General features: G+C 70.5%; 14 protein-coding genes. 10 read left to right on the top strand and 4 right to left on the bottom strand.

The features are described 5' to 3' along the window. The first annotated feature begins 87 nt into the window (after positions 1-87). Positions 88-561, top strand: a complete 474-nt coding sequence (locus tag KCH48_RS07810) for a hypothetical protein (RefSeq protein ID WP_210571397.1) — start codon at positions 88-90, stop codon at positions 559-561. 1,540 nt (positions 562-2,101) lie between these two features. On the opposite strand, the gene KCH48_RS07805 is transcribed toward KCH48_RS07810, so the two are convergent. Beyond that, positions 2,102-5,257: an RICIN domain-containing protein gene (locus tag KCH48_RS07805; RefSeq protein WP_210571396.1), complete on the bottom strand. Its 3,156-nt coding sequence runs from the start codon at positions 5,255-5,257 to the stop codon at positions 2,102-2,104. A 176-nt stretch (positions 5,258-5,433) separates the two neighbouring features. Between KCH48_RS07805 and KCH48_RS07800 the strand changes: the two genes are divergently transcribed. The 7 genes from KCH48_RS07800 to KCH48_RS07765 all read left to right on the top strand — a co-directional run bounded on the left by KCH48_RS07800 (position 5,434) and on the right by KCH48_RS07765 (position 15,815). Then, positions 5,434-6,975 carry an ABC transporter substrate-binding protein gene (locus KCH48_RS07800; protein WP_307840831.1) on the top strand — a complete coding sequence of 514 codons (1,542 nt, stop codon included), beginning with the start codon at positions 5,434-5,436 and terminating at the stop codon, positions 6,973-6,975. Between the two features lie 10 nt (positions 6,976-6,985). Next, entirely contained in the window at positions 6,986-7,912 is a 927-nt protein-coding gene (locus KCH48_RS07795) for an ABC transporter permease (protein WP_210571394.1), read from the top strand. 14 nt (positions 7,913-7,926) lie between these two features. After that, a complete protein-coding gene (locus KCH48_RS42095) occupies positions 7,927-9,942 on the top strand; it encodes a dipeptide/oligopeptide/nickel ABC transporter permease/ATP-binding protein (protein WP_246884926.1) in 2,016 nt (671 codons plus the stop codon). After that, complete coding sequence (locus KCH48_RS07780) at positions 9,935-10,924, top strand: ABC transporter ATP-binding protein (protein WP_210571393.1); 990 nt, start codon at positions 9,935-9,937, stop codon at positions 10,922-10,924. The genes KCH48_RS42095 and KCH48_RS07780 overlap by 8 nt, the downstream gene beginning before the upstream one ends. Before the next feature lie 84 nt (positions 10,925-11,008). Continuing rightward, entirely contained in the window at positions 11,009-13,225 is a 2,217-nt protein-coding gene (locus tag KCH48_RS07775; protein ID WP_210571392.1) for a sialidase family protein, read from the top strand. A 177-nt stretch (positions 13,226-13,402) separates the two neighbouring features. Beyond that, positions 13,403-14,572 (top strand): MFS transporter, encoded by a 1,170-nt coding sequence (locus KCH48_RS07770; RefSeq protein ID WP_210571391.1) that lies wholly within the window; start codon positions 13,403-13,405, stop codon positions 14,570-14,572. A gap of 82 nt (positions 14,573-14,654) precedes the next feature. Beyond that, entirely contained in the window at positions 14,655-15,815 is a 1,161-nt protein-coding gene (locus KCH48_RS07765) for an acyltransferase family protein (protein ID WP_210571390.1), read from the top strand. On the opposite strand, the gene KCH48_RS07760 is transcribed toward KCH48_RS07765, so the two are convergent. Both KCH48_RS07760 and KCH48_RS07755 read right to left on the bottom strand, forming a co-directional pair. Beyond that, the gene (locus KCH48_RS07760; RefSeq protein WP_210571506.1) at positions 15,721-16,197 is read right to left on the bottom strand and encodes a GNAT family N-acetyltransferase; all 477 of its coding nucleotides are present in this window, start codon (positions 16,195-16,197) and stop codon (positions 15,721-15,723) included. The genes KCH48_RS07765 and KCH48_RS07760 overlap by 95 nt on opposite strands. A gap of 83 nt (positions 16,198-16,280) precedes the next feature. After that, positions 16,281-16,946, bottom strand: a complete 666-nt coding sequence (locus tag KCH48_RS07755; RefSeq protein WP_210571389.1) for a class I SAM-dependent methyltransferase — start codon at positions 16,944-16,946, stop codon at positions 16,281-16,283. A gap of 143 nt (positions 16,947-17,089) precedes the next feature. Here KCH48_RS07755 and KCH48_RS07750 point away from each other — a divergent pair, with 143 nt between their 5' ends. Beyond that, complete coding sequence (locus KCH48_RS07750) at positions 17,090-17,839, top strand: maleylpyruvate isomerase family mycothiol-dependent enzyme (RefSeq protein ID WP_210571388.1); 750 nt, start codon at positions 17,090-17,092, stop codon at positions 17,837-17,839. A gap of 7 nt (positions 17,840-17,846) precedes the next feature. Here the strand turns inward: KCH48_RS07750 and KCH48_RS07745 are convergent, their stop codons facing one another. Beyond that, positions 17,847-18,254 carry a MarR family winged helix-turn-helix transcriptional regulator gene (locus KCH48_RS07745; protein WP_210571387.1) on the bottom strand — a complete coding sequence of 136 codons (408 nt, stop codon included), beginning with the start codon at positions 18,252-18,254 and terminating at the stop codon, positions 17,847-17,849. A gap of 87 nt (positions 18,255-18,341) precedes the next feature. On the opposite strand from KCH48_RS07745, the gene KCH48_RS07740 reads away from it, so the two are divergent. Further along, positions 18,342-19,820 (top strand): MFS transporter, encoded by a 1,479-nt coding sequence (locus KCH48_RS07740; RefSeq protein ID WP_210571386.1) that lies wholly within the window; start codon positions 18,342-18,344, stop codon positions 19,818-19,820. Positions 19,821-19,906 lie beyond the last annotated feature (86 nt).

Raw genomic sequence — 19,906 nt, 5'->3', positions numbered from 1 at the left:
CTTGTCCGGGCGATCTCTGACGCAACGGCGCCTGACACTCGTGAATCTCGTTGCCGAAGGTCTCGCCGAGTGAGGTAGAAGGGCGGCATGGATGCTGCCGTTCTTGAACAGATGCTGGATGAGACCTTCGATCACGCTGTCGTGCACCACGGATACACCAACTACATGCGCGACTACGAGGTCATCGTCTACGCGACGGCTGATCCCCGTACCGGCATCACGCCGTCCCACCTGCGGTATCTCTTCAGGTACTGCGTTGAGGCGCGGTGCGAGACATCAGTGCCGGCCGAGACCTGGCGGGTCTCCTTGGACGACCGGCTCATCGACCACGAAACCGGTGCCGACCTCGACGGATACGTCTGGGGCGTGAAGTGGCACTGCCTTTACCCGGGAGCCAAGCTCCTCCCCGAGTCGGAGGCCACCCGACGCTGGTCGAACGCCCTCGGCATCGACTTCCACGAGGTACGCATTGAGACCAACGCACACAACCTGACCTTGCTCTTCTCCGACCTTCAGGTGAGCGAAGTCCCGGTTGGATATACACCTTTCATCGCGGAGTAGGGTCAGGGCTCGTGTGATCTTGTGACCGGCGTGTGTCCGGGTCGTCCTTCCTGTCATGGGGCGGGGTGATCTGAGTGATGCGGAGTCGGAACGCCTGCGGCCGTTCCTGCCCGTCAGTAACAGGCGTTGTGGCAGGTGGCGGGACCATCGGCAGGTGGAGGAAGCGCTTTTCGGTCAAGTTACCTGGGATCTTTCAGGACGGAAGCGAGCGTTCCTCACCCTTGCGGGAAAGGTTCATGGTTATTTGACCCGTTACTGTTCCTCCAGGAGAAGCCGACTCTGGCGGCGCAGCTCCTTGAAGCGGGCGGCGAAGCCCACCTGGAGGCAGTAGCTCAAGAGCTTGTAGGGGTGGTGAGAGCCACTGCTCGATTCTTGTCCTGTGTTAAGACGCACATCCCCGGACCGCCTTCGGGGCGGCCCGAGGTCTACGCGCAAGTCGATTGGGCCTGGCCGAAGCTCAGGAAGCAAGTCGCGAAGGTCTACGAGTACCGGTCCCAGAGGCTGCATGGAGGCGTGCCTTCCCCTCCCCTCTGTGCCAGGTGCCATTCGGACATGAATCGACGTTGGAAGAACGGCCCACTGCATCGCATCAGCGAGCGGCAACGCCGCGTGGTTGTCAGAAGATCTACCGATGCACCTCCACACCTTCGGCTACATCGTCAGAGGCTGTCCCCTGGACTGGTGGCAGAAGGTCTCGCCCGGCCCGGATGGGACAAGTGCACAGGTGGTAGTGGCGACGTCTTGAAGCGGCAGATGCGCCGCGACCCCCACCGGACGCCGCTCCGGCAGCGGGGGCAGACGCCCCCGCCCGGCCGGTCGCGCCGGACGCCACGTGAAGGCGACTCGGAAGCGGCTGATGTGGAGGACGGAGATGCTGGCGGTTTTCGGGGTGTGTGAGGCGCATGTGACTGGGGGTCGCGCAGGATTTGCATGGTCTCGGGGATGTCCGCAGGTGGGCACGACGTTGTCGCCGGGTGCCCGCCCTGCGGGATCGGCCGTGAAGTTCCGGGAACCCAACCCTCCCACCCCACGAGATCGCTCTTTTCCACAGGTCAGAGCCAGTGTTCGCTGCCGGGACAGTCAGTGTTGCGAAGGTCTGAAGCGGAACACCAGGCGGTACTACGTGCGCGGAGTCGCGTTCGGGGACGGCCACCGTCCGCCGCCGTCTCCCGCGTTGCTTCACGCTGCCCAAGCATCTACGGCGTGACCGGTCCCGGGTTCGGGACAACGCACCCATCCGAGAACCCGCCTATGTGATCACTGTTGTTTGACGAGGCGCCGGTACGCCCGGTCCTGGCTCCACAACTGGACTCCGGCTCCCGCTCCGCCGCGACAGCGGGCCGAGCATCCCGCGCCTGGCTCGCCCCGGACGGGGTCAGCCCAGCAAGGCGAACACGAGACCGCGGAGAAGCACCGCCACCGAAGAAATGCCACCGAAGTGAGACTCGGCCGGTACGGCATCCCGTGAGACAAACAGCAAATGTCCAGGTCATACAAGATCGACATGTCACGGCCGATGAGACCCTAGACCCTGCCTGGGTCAGCCGCGGGTCAGTGTGACCTTGTACTCCTGTGTCCGTGAGCCGTCCTCGCTGGTCACAGTGGCGACGTACGTCGTCCTCGCCTCCTTGCGGACCGTCACCGTCGCATACGGGTCGCGTGCGGTGGCTGTGACCTGGGCCCGATCCGGGCGTTCGGCCGTCACGCGGTAGTCGGTCCGGTCGGGGTCGAAGCCGGTGACAGGGACTCCGGCCACCTCGATCGACGCGGCCGCGGCGTCCGAGGAGGCGCCGGGCGCCTTGGCGTACACCTCGATCTCGCCGAGGGTGATGTAACCGCCCGGCGGTGCCGTCATGACCACGCGCACCGCGTTCACCGGTCCGTCGGCCTGCACCGGTACGTCGACGACGGGTGTGCCCTCGGTGCCGACCTCGACGGAGTCGCTCGCGTCGACCCACGTGCCGTCGGTCTGCCGTACCTGCGCCTTCAGGGACTGCGCGAAGCTGGCGTTGCCACCGTCCCGGTGAAAATGGGTGACGACGCGGGTCACGTCGCGGGCCTGAGGCAACGTGAAGGTGACGGTGTCGGACGGGTTCTTCGTGCCCGGTTTCCAGTTCGACCAGGCCTTCTCGGTGAGGTCCCCGTTGCGCAGGCGGTCGGCGGAGTAGCCACTCTCGGTGAACGTGGCGCCGACGGTCACGTTCTCGTCGCGCGCGGCGTTCGTGTGACGGGGTTCCGTGACCTGGACACGTGCGGTCGCCGGGACGGTGGTGCCGTCGGGGATGCGGGCGGTGCCGCGCAGGGTCGTCACTCCGGCGCCGTCGAAGGCGCCCTCGGGTGCCGGGTCCCAGGTGACGGGGAGGTCGGGGGCGCCGCCGTGCCTGCCGACGCCGACGACCGTGGCGGGCAGGTCGGGCCGTCCGCCGGTGTAGGTCTTGGCGCGGGCGGGGAGGGTGGCGGCGATCGTGTCGACGGTGACGACCGCTTCGGCCGGGATGGTGCGCCCGCGTACGTCGATCGCCTCGCCCTTCACGCGGACGGTGCCGGGCGTGCGCCACCGCGAGTCGGACGGGACCTGCCACTGGACGGGGAGGGCACCACGGGCGCCGTCCCGGTAGACGGGCGTGACGGTTTCGGGAAGTTCGGGTGCGCGGCCGGGGACGGTGAACGCCGTCGCGGGCTCGGTGCGGAGCGCGGTCTCGTCGATCACGGTCCACCGCTGGTTGGCGTTGGACGTGGGCAGGTACGCCGACACGCGGGCGCCGTCCGCGGTGGACTGCCCGACGACGTCGATCAGGCGGCCGGTGGCGGCGTTGACGAAGGTCCAGGTGCCGTCGCCGGTCGTCGACATGATCCACTGCGCCTGTGGCCCTGAGTCGCCGGTGTCCTCCAGGACGGCCTCGTTGTCGCGCACGGCGAGGCGCTTGCCCGTCGCCGCGTTGACCAGGGCGTAGCGCTCACGGTTGCCGTCACCGCGGGTCAGTTTGCGCACCGACCACAGCTGGGACTCGGCGTTCGGGTCGCTCGTGCGGATGACGACGCCGTTGCCGTCGTCGGACGCGGCCAGGGACTTGCCGCTGTGCGCGCCCTGGAGCCGGTAGGTGTGGCCGGGCTGGACGAGCGCGGCGTCCTTGTCGGTGCCGGAGACACCGTCGACGAGGAACGACGTCACCGACTTCGCCGGCACGGTGAGCGTGGCCGAGTCGTCGGTCACCTTCACCGCGGTACCCCGGACGAGCGCCCCGTCGGCGCTGGTGACCACAGGCGTCACCTTGGCGCCGGGCGCAATGTGCCGGAAGCGGGAGAGGTCCAGGGTCACGGCGCGCTCGGTCGTGCCGTTGTTGACGTGCACCACGGTCGCTCCGCGCCCGGACCCGCGGACCGCGGCGACGCTCGACCGGTCGTCGACCTTCACGAAGTGGTCGCCGGGCCGGATGTGGTGGGTGAAGTTGCGGATCGTGTGGAACTTGGTGTTGGTGCGGATCGGGCAGGTCTCCGGCGTGTCCGTGGACGTGCAGTTGAACGGGATGTGGATGCTGCCCCAGTTCTTCCCCGCCTGCGCCTGCGGTATCGAGTCCTCGACGGGCTGCCACAACACCCAGGCGGAAGGCTCCAGTTCCCGCATGTCGTCGACGATCCGGGTGGCGATGCCGAGGCCCGGCTCCATGCCGGTGAAGTCGGTGCCGCTACCCCAGGTGCCCTCGACCTCGCTCATCCAGAACTTCTTGTCCGCGGCCTTGGCACTGTCCCGGGCGCTGGTGCGCATGCCGGTGCCGTAGGTGTGCACGTTGAGCTGGTCGACGGCGGCGCGCGAGGCGCTGTCGTAGGCGTTCCAGTTCTGGACGAAGATGCCCGGGTTCGTCTCGTCCATCGCGGAGACGGTCGCGCGGGTCCTGGCGTCGGCCAGGGCCCGGCTCAGGGCCTGGACGACCTTCTGCTGGAGCTCGGGCCCGGCGTGCGCGCCTTCCTGACGGCCGCCGACGGGCTGGCCGTCGGGACCCAACTGGGTGCCCCAGTAGTTGGTGTTGGGCTCGTTGAGCGGGGCGATGGTGTCGAACCTGATGCGGTGCTTCTTCTCCAGGTGGTCCGTCACCCGGGTCAGGTAGGTGGCGAACTCGTCGACGCGGTCCGCGCGGATCTGGTCCGCGCTCGCGTCGAAGCCGCCCGAGACGTATCCGCTGACCGTCTGGAACCACGGCGGCGAGTTGCTGAACGCCTCCCAGCGGGTCACCTTGTCCTTGATCTGGTCCACCCACCAGCGCTGGTTCGTGTCGGCCGCCCAGTTCCAGTGGTCGGGGTCGCCGGGGTTCCACCAGTCCATGTCTTCCCTGGTGGTGCCCGCGGGGGCCTTCCAGAAGCCCTCCATCGTCGCGCCGGCCTTCATGTAGTCCGTGCGGACGTCGGGGGCGTTGCCGCCGCCGATGTTGTAGCGCGCGATGTTGAGGCGGAGCCCGTCCTCGCCGAACAGCATGTCGACGAGCTGCTCGCGGATGGGGTCCGGGTAGCCGCCGGTGGCGTTGGCGAACCACACCAGGCTCGTGCCCCACCCTTCGAACTCCTGCTGCTGGTACGACGGGTCGATGCGTACCGTGACCGCGTCGGCGGCGGCAGCCGGGGGTCCGGCCATGAGTCCCGCGCCGAGGGCCAGGGGAACGGTGACCGCGCGTGCCCGGACGAGGCGATGTCTGCTGGACATGGATTCCCTTCGGGAGCGAACAGAACCGCACAGAACCAATCGAGCTTCCCGAATGTTTTAGGACGGCAACCAACACGTCAAGAGATACGGCAGCTTCACACCTCTTGACGCGTGCAACATCAATGAGCGTCCATATATCTAAACCACGTTCGCTGTTATGGACAGACGGAGGCTCAGTGGCCGGTCCAGGCTCAGTTCACACCCGTCCGATCGTCACGTCCCTGGCCGTTCTGCTCACCGTCTCCGGATGCTCGGTGGCCGGCGCCGACCCCATCGGAGGCGGTCCCGGCACCCTGCGCATCGTCGTTCCCGAGGAACCCCCGACCCTCGAACCCTGCGACGCCTCGCTCACCGCGACGGGCCGGGTGACGCGGGCCAACATCACGGAGGCGCTCACCGAGCGCGACGCGTCCACCGGTCGGCTTCAGCCGGCGCTGGCCACCAAGTGGAGCCGCACGTCGGCCACTTCGTGGACCTTCACGCTCCGGCCGGGGGTCAGATTCCACGACGGTTCGCCGCTCACGGCCGACGCGGCCGCCTTCTCGGTCAAGCGCGCCACGGACTCCCGCATCGACTGCAACGTCGACGGCTACATCTTCGCGGACAGCGAGCTGACCGCCGTACCGGTCGACGACACCACCCTCAAGGTCACCACAGCCCAGCCGGACCCGATCCTGCCGCTGCGCCTGTCCTTCGTGGAGATCGTGCCGACGAGCACGGCGCCGAACTCCCGGGTGCGCGAGCCGGTCGGCACGGGGCCGTACCGGATCGACGAGTGGAGCGAGGGGCGCTTCCTGCGTCTGAAGCGCTTCTCCGAGTACTGGGGCAGGGCACCGGAGTTCAACGCGGCCACCTATGTGTGGCGGGCGGAGGGCAGCGTGCGCGCGGCCATGGTGGCCAATGACGAGGCGGATGTCGCGATCGGCCTCGCGCCCGAGGACGGGGCGGGCGACCGGGCGGTGGAGTTCGCCACCAACGAGGTGTCGTACCTGCGGATGGACGCCGCCAAACCGCCCCTGGACGACATCCGGGTCCGACGAGCCATCAACTATGCCGTGGACCGCGAAGGGTTGACCACGGCGGTCTTCGCCGGCCGGCCGACCGGCCAGCTCGTCGCCAAGGGCGTCACCGGCCACAACCCCCGCGTCCGGCCGTGGCCTTACGACCCGGACCGCGCGAAGCAACTCGTGGCCGAGGCCCGCGCCGAGGGCGTCCCAACCGGCAGGACCATCACCATCATCGGCCGCACCGGCATCTACCCCAAGGCCGCGGAGGCGATGGAGGTGGTGCAGGACGGCCTGCTGAAGGCGGGGTTGAAGGCAGAGATCAAGATGCTCGACGTCAACGCCTGGCTGGAGTACCTGCTGCGCCCCTTCCCGGCGGGCGACACCGGCCCCACCCTGCTCCAGGCGCAACACGGCAACCAGGCCGGGGACAGCGCGTTCACGATGGAGCAGATCTACGGCAGCAAGGGCGCCCAGAGCAGTTACGGCACCGCCGCGTTCGACGCGATGATCGAGCGGGCGGAGCTCGCCTCGGGCTCGGCGCGGCAGACGGCGTTCGCGGATGCGTTCACGTACCAGAACAACGAGGTCGTACGGGATGCCGTCATGGCCAACATGACCGGGATCCTGGCGCTCTCCTCGAAGGTCCGCTACCGGCCGGACCCGTCCACCAATGACGAGATGCGGCTCGCCGACATGCGCCGCGCGGACTGAGGGGGCGGATGTGCTGATCCTGCTGCGCCGCCGTGCGGTCTCCAGCGTCATACCGCTGCTGGTCGTCGTCCTCGGCGTGTTCTTCCTCGCCCGCCTCACCGGAGACCCCGCCAACCTGTACCTGCCGCTCAGCGCGACACCCGAGATGCGCGCGGAGTTCGCCGCCCGCAACGGCTTCGACGAGCCGCTGATCACCCAGTTCGGCGACTACCTCGCCCAGGTCGCGCGGCTCGACTTCGGCGAGTCGCTGCGCACCGCCCAGCCGGCGAGCGAGGCGGCGCTGCGGGCCTTCCCCGCGACGATCCAGCTGGCGGGCTGGACGATGTCGCTCTCCATCGTGGGCGCCGTGGCGATCGGCAGCCTGGCGGCCTACCGGCCCAACTCGGCCATGGACCGGGTGGCGAGCCTTCTCTCCTCCACCGCCGCGAGCGTGCCCGACTTCTGGTTCGCCATCATGGGGGTGCTGGTCTTCGCGGTGTCGCTCGGCTGGCTGCCCACGTCCGGTACGAGCGGTGCGGCGGCCTGGGTGCTGCCCGTGGCCACGCTGTTCATCCGCCCGTTCGGGGTGCTGGTCCAGGTGGTGCGGGGCGCCATGGTCACCGCGCTCTCCGCGCCGTACGTGAAGGTGGCGCGCAGCAAAGGCGCCTCCGAGGCACGGGTGGTGTTCGGGCACGCCCTGCGCAACGCGGCGGCTCCCGCGCTCACCGTCGCGGGCGACCTCGCTGTGGGGCTGGTCAACGGGGCCGTCGTCGTCGAGACCGTCTTCGGCTGGCCCGGCATCGGCAAACTCATGATCGACTCGGTGCTGCAGCGGGACTTCGCGGTGCTGCAGGCCGCGGTGCTGCTCACGGCACTGGTGATCTTCGCGCTCAACATCCTGGTGGACCTCGGCCACGCGCTGCTCGATCCACGGGTACGACAGCCGGCGGCGGCATGAGTCGAGGACGGGACATGCTTCGAAAAGCAGATGGGGCAGCGGCACGGCGGAACTGGCTCGCACCGCTGCTGCGGGACCGGTTCGCGTTCGCGGCGGCGCTGGTGCTGGTGGTGGTCGCGCTGTGCGCCGTACTGGGTCCGCTCCTCGCCGGCGACCTGGCGACCCGGCAGAACCTGCGCGCGCCCGGCCGGCCGCCGTTCAGCCTCGACCACGGCTGGGCGTTCGTCCTCGGCAGCGACTCCCTGGGCCGGCCGGTCGCCGCCCGGCTGCTCGCGGCGGCCGGGACGACGCTGTCCGTGGCCGTGCCCGCCGTGCTGTGCTCCCTGCTCATCGGGTCGGTGTGGGGCATGTGGGCGGGCTATCACGGAGGATGGCGCGAGAACGTGTCGCTGCGGATCGCCGACGTGATCCTCAGCTTCCCGTCACTGCTGCTGGCCGTGGTCGTGCTGTACGTGTTCTCGCCGAGCGCCGCGAACATCGTGCTGGTCCTGGCCGTCGCCCGGATCCCGGTCTATCTGCGCACCGCGCGCGCCGAGTCCGCCGAGTTGCGCAGCCGGCTCTTCATCGACGCGGCCCGCACCTTCGGCACCGGCGGCTGGGCGACCATCCGGCGCCATATAGCCCCCTCGGTGCTGCCCACGCTGCTCACCGTGGCCGCGCTCGACTTCTGCTTCGTGATGCTGGCCGAGTCCTCGCTGAGCTTCCTGGGCATCGGCATCCAGCCACCGGATGTGAGCTGGGGGCTGATGGTGGCGCAGGGGCGGCAGGAGTTGCAGAGCGCGTGGTGGATCGCGCTCTTCCCGGGCCTCGCCATCGTCCTCACGACCGTGTCGGCGACGGTGCTCGCCTCCTGGGCACGGCTGACGACGGATCCGGGGCAGCGGTGGCGGCAGGGGCTGCGGCGCGGTCGCCGTACGGCGGAGAAGGGTGCGGGCGCCCGCAGCACGGTGGGCACCGGCGGAACCCGGGGCCACGGCCCGGCCACTGAGCAGTCGGCGCCGACCGCTCACGTCGAACAGCCGACGTCGGCCGCTCACGTCGAACAGCCGGCGCCGGCCGCCACCCTCTCCGTCACAGACCTGTCGGTCGACATCCACACCCCCACCGGCCCCGTCCCCGTCGTCCGCGGCGTCGGTTTCTCCGTCCGCTCCGGCGAGACACTGGCGCTGCTGGGCGAGTCGGGGTGCGGCAAGAGCATGACCGCGCATGCCGTCGCGGGGCTGCTCGATCCGGTCGCCGAGGTGGCGGGCGGGCAGGTGCGGCTGAGCGGCGAGGATCTGCTGACGCTGGACGCGCGGGCCAGGCGGCGGCTGGCCGGGCCCGGTCTGGCCATGGTGTTCCAGGACGCGCTCAGTTCGCTCAACCCCGTCATGACGGTCGGCACGCAGCTCGCGGAGCCGTTCCGGATCCACGAGGGCATGTCCCGGCGAGCGGCGCGGGCCAGGGCGGTGGAGCTGATGGAGCGCGTCGGCATCCCGGAGGCACGCGCACGCGCCGACGCGTATCCGCACCAGTTCTCCGGCGGCATGCGCCAGCGCCTGCTGATCGCGACAGCGGTCGCGCTGCGCCCGCGGGTCCTGCTCGCCGACGAGCCGACGACGGCCCTGGACGTGACCGTGCAGGCCCAGATCATGGACCTGCTGCAGGAGTTGCGCCGCGAGCAGCACATGGCGCTCGTCCTCATCACGCACGACCTCGGACTCGCCGCCGAGCACGCGGACCGCGTCGCCGTGATGTACGCGGGCACGGTCGTGGAGACCGGGCCGGTGGCCGAGGTGTTCGCTCAGCCCCACCACCCCTACACGCGCGGCCTGTTGGAGTCGGTACCGGCCGAACAGCACCGGGGCGCCCGGCTCAGCTCCATTCCCGGCAGCCCGCCGGACCCGCGGTCCGTGCCCACCGGCTGCGCCTTCCGCACCCGCTGTCCCATGGCCCGCGACCGCTGCGCCACCCACCGGCCACAGCTGACCGCCACGGCGACCGGCCGAAGTGCCGCCTGCCACTTCGGGAAGGAGCTCGCCGATGCCTGAGCACGGCACCCTGCTGGAGGCCACCGGCCTGGTGAAGAGCTTCCCGGTGAGGCGCGGCACCAGGCTGCACGCACTCGACGGCGTGGACCTGACCCTCGGTCGCGGGCAGACCCTTGGCCTGGTCGGCGAGTCCGGCTGCGGCAAGACCACGCTGGCCAGGATCCTGCTGCTCCTGGAGCGCCCCGACGCGGGCACCGTACGGTACGACGGCGTCGACCCGTTCGCGCTGTCGGGCGCGGAGCTGCTCGCCTGGCGCCGGAAGGTGCAGATGGTCTTCCAGGACCCGTTCGGCTCGCTCAACCCCCGGATGTCCGCGGCGGATCTGATCAGCGAGCCCTGGCGCACCCACCACGGCCTCGTGCCCGCCGGGAAACGTTCGGCCCGCGTGGGCGAGCTGCTGGAGCTGGTGGGGCTGCGCGCGTCCGACGCGCACCGCTATCCGCAGGAGTTCTCCGGCGGGCAGCGGCAGCGGATCGGGATCGCCCGCGCCCTGGCCCTGGAACCCGACGTCATCGTGTGCGACGAACCGGTCTCCGCGCTGGACCTGTCGGTACAGGCGCAGGTGCTCAACCTGCTGTGCGATCTGCGGGACGAGCTGGGACTGTCGTACGTGTTCATCTCGCACGACCTGTCCGTGGTGCGCCATCTCGCCGACCGGGTCGCCGTGATGTATCTCGGCCGGATCGTCGAGTCGGGTCCGGTCGCGGAGGTCTTCGACCGGCCACGCCATCCCTACACGGCGGCGCTCCTGTCGGCGGCGCCCTCGCCGATGGCCGGCGGTGGGCGCGGGCGGCAGCGCATCCTGCTCACCGGCGAGATCCCCTCACCGGCGAACCCGCCGTCCGGGTGCCGGTTCCGGACCCGGTGCTGGCGCGCGCAGGACGTCTGCGCCGAGGCCGCGCCCGCCGCACTGCCGGGAGCCCCACTGCACAGCGCGGCCTGCCACTTCCCGCTGGCGGAGGCACCCGCGGCCGTGGGCTGAGTGTCCGACGCGCTCTTCTGCTCAACTCGCCCTTCTCGTACCGTCGTTCGCGTTTGATGTGGCCGATGTGACGGAAGGGTTTTCATGGGCAGAGGTCTGCTTGCGCTGGTACTCACCGCGGTCACCGGCGCCTCGCTACTCACCGCACCCGCGAGCGCGGCCCCGCCCGGCCCCTCCGACGTGTACCGGCCGGTGCGCGGGCCGTCCGCGCCCGCCGAGTACCGCTACGCCCAGAAGACCGTGCCCGGCGAGTCGATCCCCCGCCACGCACACGACCTGGCCGCGGCGCAGGCCCGGAAGCTGCCGGTCGTCGGCGGCCGCTGGAAGAACGCCGGACCCACGAACATCGGCGGCAGGGTCGTGTCCCTCGCACTCGACCCCAAGCGCGCCGACACCCTGTACGCGGCTGCCGCGAGCGGCGGTCTGTGGCGCAGCACGGACGCCGGGGCCACGTTCCACTCGGTGTGGCCCGACAACTGGACGCAGGCCATGGGAGCGGTCACGGCCGCCCCGGACGGCACCCTGTACGTGGGGACCGGCGAGCCCAACCCGGGCGGCGGCAGCATCACGTACGAGGGGACGGGCCTGTACCGGAGCCGGGACGGCGGCCGGAGCTGGACGCCGCTCGGCCTGCGCGACTCCGGGGCGATCAGCGCCATCACCGTCGACCCGGCCAACCCGCGCCGCATCTACGTGGCCGCGGCCGGCTCGCTCTACAACGGCGGCGGCGACCGGGGCGTGTACCGCTCTCAGGACGGCGGCGCGACCTGGGAGCGGATCCTCGCCGGAGCCAACGAGTTCACCGGCGCCACCGAGATCGTGGCGGACGGCGACCGCCTGTACGCCGTGCTGTGGGACAAGCGCCGCCGCCCCGATCTGCGCACGTACGGCGGTGTCGGCTCCGGCGTCTTCCGCAGCACGGACGGCGGCGAGACGTGGGAACGGCTGGGCGGCGGACTGCCCGCCGTGGGCCCCGACGTCGGACGCATCGGCCTGGGCGTCGCGGGCGACCGGCTCTACGCCATCGCCAACAAGGCCAACGGCTCCTTCGAGGGCTTCTACGCCTCCGACGACAGCGGCGACAACTGGACCCGCACACCCGCCAACGACGACCTCACCAACTCGCAGTCCAGCTTCGGCTGGTGGTTCGGGAAGGTGTGGATCGACCCCCGGGACGCCGAGCACGTGCACGTGGCCGGGGTCGCCCTGCTGACCACCAAGGACGGCGGCGCCACCTGGAGCGCCGACGACACCAGCATGCACGTCGACCACCACGCCATGGTGTGGGACCCCCGCCGCCCCGGCCGCGTCTACCTCGGCAACGACGGCGGTGTCTATCGCTCCGACGCGCGCGGCGACGGCGGCTGGGTCAAGTCCCGCCACCAGCCGTACACCCAGCTATACAGCGCGGCGATCACCCCGCAGGACACCACCCGCATCTCCGGCGGCACCCAGGACAACGGCTCGCTGCGCTCCTGGGGCGGCGAGAAGTTCAACGAGTACCTCGGCGGCGACGGCGAGGAGAACCTCATCAACCCCACCGACGTGAACAACGTCTTCGCCTGCTACCAGTACGGCAACTGCTTCCGCTCCACCGACGGCGGCGACACCCTTACGTACTTCGCCGACCGGACGACGTTCCAGCGCCGCAACTGGTTCACGCCGATGGCTTTCGATCCGCGTGACCCGAAGGTCCTCTACTACGGCTCCGAGGTCCTCAACCGCTCCACGGACGGCGGCGAGACCTGGCAGACCGTCAGCCCCGACCTGAGCGGCGGCCCCGGCACCGACCCGATCTACCCCAACTACGGCACCATCACCTCCATCGCCCCCGCGTCCGACGGCCGCACGGTCTACGTGGGCACGGACGACGGCCGCGTCTGGGTCACCAGGGACCTGGGCGCCACCTGGACGAAGCTGGCCGAGGGGCGCCCCTGGGTCACCCGGGTGGTCGTCGATCCGAAGAACCCCGACCGGGTGTGGACCACCCACTCCGGCTACCGCTCCGGCGACCCGCTCCCCCACGTGTACGGCAGCGCCGACGGCGGCAGGCACTGGCGCGACCTGTCGGGCAACCTCCCGGCGGCCCCCGTCAACGACTTGGTCGTGGCCCGTGGCGGTGTCCTCCATATCGCCACCGATCAGGGCGTGTTCACGTCCGTGACGGGCGGCGGGCGCTGGCTGCGCCTGGGCCGCGGCATGCCGCAGGTGCCGGTGGACGACATCGAGTACGACGCGGGGCACCACCGGCTGGTGGCGGCGACGTTCGGGAGGGGGTTCTACGAGCTGACCACGCTCTGAGTGGCCGCCCGCCTCACGCAACCGCCACGGGTCCCGGACCTGAGGATGATCCGGGACCGGTGGAACATGCCGGGGTCCCGTACCGGCACCCTGGTGATCGGCAGCCTTGCCCTACCCCTGCACACGCCCTAGCCTCACTTTGTGCCGCTAATAAACAAAGCCCGAACACACAACGACGTGCCGGGCAACCGAAGCGACCTCACCCGACTCCGTATCGCCCTCACCGTCTTCTTCGCCCTCGACGGCTTCGTCTTCGCCGGCTGGGTCGTGCGCATCCCGGCCATCAAGGAGCAGACCAACGCCTCCAGCAGCGCACTCGGCCTCGCCCTCCTCGGCGTCTCCGCCGGCGCGGTCGTGACGATGATGGTCACCGGCCGCCTGTGCCGTCGCTTCGGCAGCCACCCGATGACCGTGATCTGCGGCATCCTGCTCTCCCTCAGCGTCGCTCTGCCCCCGCTCACCCACTCCGTGCCGGCACTCGGGGCGGTCCTGCTGGTCTTCGGGGCCGCGTACGGCGGAATCAACGTGGCGTTCAACAGCGCCGCGGTCGACCTGGTGCGAGCCCTGCGACGCCCCGTCATGCCCAGCTTCCACGCCGCGTTCAGCCTCGGCGGCATGATCGGCGCCGGGCTCGGTGCGCTCGTCGCCGATGCGCTGACTCCGACGCGGCACCTGCTCGGCCTCACGCTGATCGGGCTGCTCGTCACCGCGCTCGCGGGCCGCACGCTGCTGCGCATCCAGCCCCCGAAACCGCCCGAGAGCGCACCGCGAGGGGAGTCCGCGCCGCGTCGGCCGGGGTCCCGTACCCGCCCCCTCGTAATCACCTTCGGTCTCATCGCGCTGTGCACTGCCTACGGCGAGGGCGCCCTGGCCGACTGGAGCGCGCTGCACCTGGAGCAGGATCTGGACGCCACGGCGGGTGTCGCGGCGGTCGGCTACTCCTGCTTCGCGCTCGCCATGACCATCGGGCGGCTCACCGGCACCCAGCTGCTCGAACGCCTCGGCCAGACGCGCACATTGGTGTACGGCGGCACGACCGCCGCCGCCGGCATGCTGCTCGGCGCCCTCGCTCCCGCCCTCTGGGCGGCCCTCCTCGGTTTCGTGATCGCCGGACTCGGTCTGGCCAATCTCTTCCCCGTCGCCGTCGAGCGCGCTGGAGCCCTGGCCGGCCCCGACGGAGTCGCCATCGCGTCCACGCTCGGCTACGGCGGCATGCTCCTGGGCCCGCCCGCCATCGGGTTCATGGCGGACTGGTTCTCCCTTCCCACCGCCCTCACCAGCGTGGCGGCACTGGCGGCGGCGGCCGCGCTCATCGCCGTCGTGACCCGGCGTGCGGCGGCCGGCTGAGTCGCGGGGGCTCGGCGAGGGAGTCGGCACTGCTCCTCGTATCGAGAGGTTTGCGTCGCGACGAATCGGTGAGGCGCACGAGATGTCGCGCCGCTTCGTCACACCAGTCACGCCCGTAAGAGCAAGAGCCACGGACGCCGCACGCGACCGCGACGAGGCTCCGGCGCGCGAAGGGACCAAGCAGCGCGACGCGTTCTTCGACAACGCCAAGTATCTGGCCATCGTGCTGGTCGCGATGGGGCACGCCTGGGAGCCGCTGCGTGACGGAAGCCGGACCGTCATGGCGCTCTACACGCTCGTGTACGCCTTCCACATGCCGGCGTTCATCGTCATCTCCGGCTATTTCTCGCGTGGTTTCGACGCGCGCCCGGAGCAGCTCAAACGGCTGGTGACCGGCCTGATCGTCCCGTACGTCGTGTTCGAGACGGCGTACACCCTCTTCACCAGGTGGACCGACCAGGTGCCGGACCGTCCGGTGACCTTGCTGGATCCCCTGTATCTGACGTGGTTCCTGGTGGCGTTGGTCATCTGGCGGCTGACCACGCCGCTGTGGCGGTCGGTGCGCCGGCCCCTGCCGGTCGCGCTCGCCGTCGCGATGCTGGCGACCCTGGGGCCGAGCATCGGCAACGACCTCGATCTGCAACGCACCTTGCAGTTCCTGCCGTACTTCGTGCTGGGCCTGGCTCTGAAGCCCGAGCACTTCCGCCTGGTCCGGCGGCGCGAGGTGCGGATCGCGGCCGTGCCGGTGTTCCTGTGCGCGTTCGTCGCGGCGTACTGGGCGGTGCCCCGGATGACCAGTGCCTGGTTCTACCACCGTGACAGCGCCCCGGAACTCGGCGCACCGGCCTGGTACGGGCCCATGATGACGCTGGTCACCTTCGGCTGCTCGATGCTCCTGGTCGCCTGTTTCCTCGCCTGGGTGCCGGGGCGGCGCATGTGGTTCACCATGCTGGGCGCGGGCACGCTGTACGGCTATCTGCTGCACGGGTTCGTGGCTCAGGGCTCCAAGTTCTGGGGCTGGTACGACCCCGCCTGGGTCCATGGGCCGCTGGGCGCCATCGCCGTCACCGTGGTGGCGGCCGGTGTCGTCACCGTGCTGTGCACCCCGCCCGTACGGCAGGTCTTCCGCTTCGCCGTGGAACCGAGAATCAGCTGGGCGTTCCGGCAGGACGCGTCCCGAGGGCGCCACCACCCGGCTGCCGCACCAAGTAGAGATCGATCGGGTCCTGAGCTTCTACGGTGAACCCGTGGCGCTCGTACAGCCGGCGGGCGGCGCTGCCCCGCAGGACGTTCAGGCGGACGGGCATCTGGTCGGCGTCGGTCCGCCGCAGCAGTGTGCGCAGGACGGCCGACCCGAGCCCTCGGCCCTGGAGACGCGGAGCGAGGTAGAAGTGCTCCAGCCACCGCCCGTCCTCGGCCGGACGCACGGTGACGCAGCCCGCGAAGGCGCCCTCGGCCACGATGACCGAGGTGTGCCGCGGGGAGAAGGAGTCCCGCAGCCGCTGCCGGACCCGATGCTCGTCGAACCGTCCCAGCCGCTCCAGATCCGGGCGCATCACCGTCGCCCGCAGCTCCGCGATCGCCTCGACATCCGCCGGCTCAGCGGGACGCAGGGTCCATGCCATGGGACGGCCCGCCGTCCCACCTAGCGGCACCGCGTTCACCTGCGCGTTTGTGTCCATGGCCGGAGTATCTCAAGCAGAGACTCTCACCCCGGCAGTCGCTGCGTCACCCGCCACAGCCGGCGCGGCAGTTCGCCCTCCTCGAAGGCGTACACGTCGACGCCTTCCCAGTCCTCCGCCAGCTCCTCCACCAGCGTGCGGTCGAAGAAGTGCACCGCGAAGCCGCCGTGCTCGAAGATGTCGTCGCCGTGGGAGACGCCGGCGCCGTAGTGGGCGTCGCCGATGTGGCGGACGGAGTAGACGAAGGCACCGCCGGGGCGCAGCACGCGGCGTACCTCGGTGACGAGGGCGTGGATCTCCTCGGTGGACAGGGCCATGCACAGCAGCATGTGGGCGAACACCCCGTCCTCGGAGGCGTCGGGCAGCGGCAGCGGCTCGCGTACGTCGTGGACCGTCGTCGACACGGACAGGCCGGATCCGGCCGCCCGGGCGCTCAGTTGCTCCAGACCCTCGGCGCTGAAATCCGTGGCGTGCACGGCGAAGCCCTCGCGGGCGAAGTACAGGGCGTCCCGTCCGTGCCCCGCGCCCAGCTCCAGCACCTCGTGTGCGCCCGCCCGCCGGAAGAGCTCGGCGGCGTACACCGCGGGGGCGGACGGCTCGTCGCCGTACAGGTCGGGATGGCCGGCGTATGTGCGCTGCCAGTGCCGCCGCTGCTCCCGGGCCAGTGCCTCGTCCTGCTCGCGCTCGCCCATCGGTACTCCTCCGTTCCGCGAAGCCCCGACGGGGCCGAGGGCAGCCTAAGGTCCACGCGCCGGGTCACCGGGGAACCCGGCGGCCCGGTCTCCAGCCTCCGCGCTCTTCACTTCGACCGCACTCCATACGGCACACTCGGCGCATGGAGACAGCCGAGTTCGTACGGATCCTGGATTGGGAGGGCCAGCTGCTGGCCTCGGCCGCCGCGGAGGCCGGCACCGACGTGAAGGTGCCGACGTGCCCGGACTGGCAGGTGCGGGATCTGCTGCGGCACACGGGGATGGTGCACCGCTGGGCGGCGGGGTTCGTCAACGAGGGGTACCCCTCCTATCACCCCGACGGCGGCCTGCCCGACCTCGACGGCGCCGAGCTCGTGACCTGGTTCCGGGACGGGCACCGGCATCTCGTCAGCACCCTCTCCCACGCGGATCCCGACGTGAAGTGCTGGCATTTCATGCCCGCGCCGTCGCCGCTCGCGTTCTGGGCGCGCAGGCAGGCGCACGAGACCACGGTGCACCGTTTCGACGCCGAGGCGGCCCGCGGCGGTACGCCGTCCGAGATCGCCCCCGCCTTCGCGGTCGACGGCATCGACGAGCTGCTGCTCGCCTTCCACACCCGCCCCAAGAGCAGGGTGCGCACCGATGAACCCCGGGTGCTGCGGGTGCGGGCGACGGACACGGACGGCGCGGTGTGGACCGTACGACTGTCTCCGGAGCCGCCCGCGGCCACCCGCGACGATGCCGCGGAGGCGAGCGCCGCCGACTGCGAGATCAGTGGGCCAGCCGCTCGGATCTACCTGTCGCTCTGGAACCGGCTGCCGTTCCCCGCCGTCACCGGCGACGCCTCGCTCGCCGCGCTGTGGCGGGAGAAGTCCGCCGTCACATGGAGCTGAGCCGCCGTCAGGTGGCGCCGTGCCCGGCGAGCATGCGCGTCAGCACCTCGCGCTGCACCGGCAGCACCTCGCCGTGCAGCGAGCGCCCCTTCGGGGTGAGGGCCACCTTGACGCCCCGCCGGTCCTCCGGGCACATGCCGCGCTCGACGAGGCCGTCCTTCTCGAGCCGGGCGACCAGCCGGGACAGTGCGCTCTGGGTGAGATGGACCCGCTCGGAGATCTCCTGGACGCGGTAGGAACAGGTGCCACCGTCCACCGCGCGTGCCTCGGCCAGGACGTCGAGTACCTCGAAGTCGCTTGCGCACAGGCCGTGTCGGTGGAGAGCGCGGTCGAGTTCGCACTGTGTTCGGGCATGGAGTGCGAGCATGTCGCGCCACTGTTCCACGAGCGCCTGTTCGGGCTTCTTCGCCGCCATAGCGCGGCACCGTAGCAGAGAAACGGCTTTGTTGCATCGGAATTAAATGCGCTTGCATTCGATGCATGCGCATGTAGTGTCTCCCGCATGACCTCTCCGCTCACCACACCCACGTCCGACGGACGCTGGACGCCCCGGCTTTGGGGCACCCTGCTGGTGCTCTGCGCCGCGATGTTCCTGGACGCGCTGGACGTGTCGATGGTCGGTGTCGCCCTGCCGTCCATAGGCGCCGATCTCGGTCTGTCCACCTCGACACTGCAGTGGATCGTCAGCGGCTACATCCTGGGATACGGCGGCCTGCTGCTGCTCGGCGGACGCACCGCCGACCTGCTGGGCCGGCGCCAGGTCTTCCTGATCGCCCTGGGTGTCTTCGCGCTCGCCTCACTGCTCGGCGGGCTCGTCGACTCTGGCCCGCTGCTGATCGCCAGCCGCTTCATCAAGGGCCTGAGCGCGGCGTTCACGGCGCCCGCCGGCCTGTCGATCATCACCACGACCTTCCCCGAGGGCCCGCTGCGCAACCGGGCCCTGTCCATCTACACCACCTGCGCGGCCACCGGCTTCTCCATGGGCCTGGTGCTGTCCGGTCTGCTCACCGAGGCCAGCTGGCGCCTGACCATGCTGCTGCCCGCGCCCATCGCCCTGATCGCCCTGATCGCGGGCCTGAAGCTGCTGCCGCGCAGCGCCCGCGAGAAGGACCACAACGGCTACGACATCCCCGGCGCCATCCTCGGCACCGCGTCCATGCTGCTGCTCGTCTTCACCGTCGTCCAGGCACCGGAGGTCGGCTGGACATCGGCCCGTACGCTGCTGTCCTTCCTCGCCGTCGCCGTGCTCCTCACCGTGTTCGTCCTGGTCGAACGGCGCTCGCCGGGCCCGCTCGTCCGGCTCGGCGTGCTGCGCTCCGGCATCCAGATCCGCGCCCAGCTCGGCGCGATGCTCTTCTTCGGGTCGTACGTCAGCTTCCAGTTCCTGGTCACCCTGTACATGCAGTCGCTGCTCGGCTGGTCGGCGCTGCACACCGCGCTCGCCTTCCTGCCCGCGGGCGCGCTCGTGGCGCTGTCCGCGACGAAGATGGGCTCGATCGTCGACCGGTTCGGCACCCAGCGGCTTCTCCCGGTGGGCTTCGGGCTGATGGTCGTCGGGTACGCCCTGTTCCTCCAGGTCGACCTCGACCCCGTGTACGCCGCCGTGATCCTGCCGTCGATGCTGCTCATCGGCGCGGCCTGCGCGCTGGTCTTCCCCTCGCTCAACATCCAGGCCACGAACGGTGTCGACGACCACGAGCAGGGCATGGTCTCCGGTCTGCTCAACACCTCGGTCCAGGTGGGCGGCGCGATCTTCCTGGCCGTCGTGACGGCGGTGGTGACCGCGGGCGCTCCCGAGAACGCCACCCCGCAGGCCGTCCTCGACAGCTACCGGCCCGGCCTGGTCGTCGTGACGGGCATCGCCGTCGCCGGGTTGCTGATCACGCTCACCGGGGTGCGGCCCGCGCGTCGTGCGCGGCAGTCCGTGGTGGTTGCCCAGTCCGCCGCGCGGGAGGTGGAGCGCGTGTCCGTGCGTGACTAGTCGCTGCGCTGGCTGGGCCGCGATGGGCCGTGGGTCGTCTGCGGGTCCGTTGTGGCTGGTCGCGCAGTTCCCCGCGCCCCTTACCG

Origin of the sequence: Streptomyces sp. GESEQ-4, from assembly GCF_017948455.1 — a bacterium.
Taxonomy (GTDB): domain Bacteria; phylum Actinomycetota; class Actinomycetes; order Streptomycetales; family Streptomycetaceae; genus Streptomyces.
The sequence above is the reverse complement of the archived record's forward strand: the minus strand, read 5'-3'. Positions and strand labels throughout refer to the sequence as shown.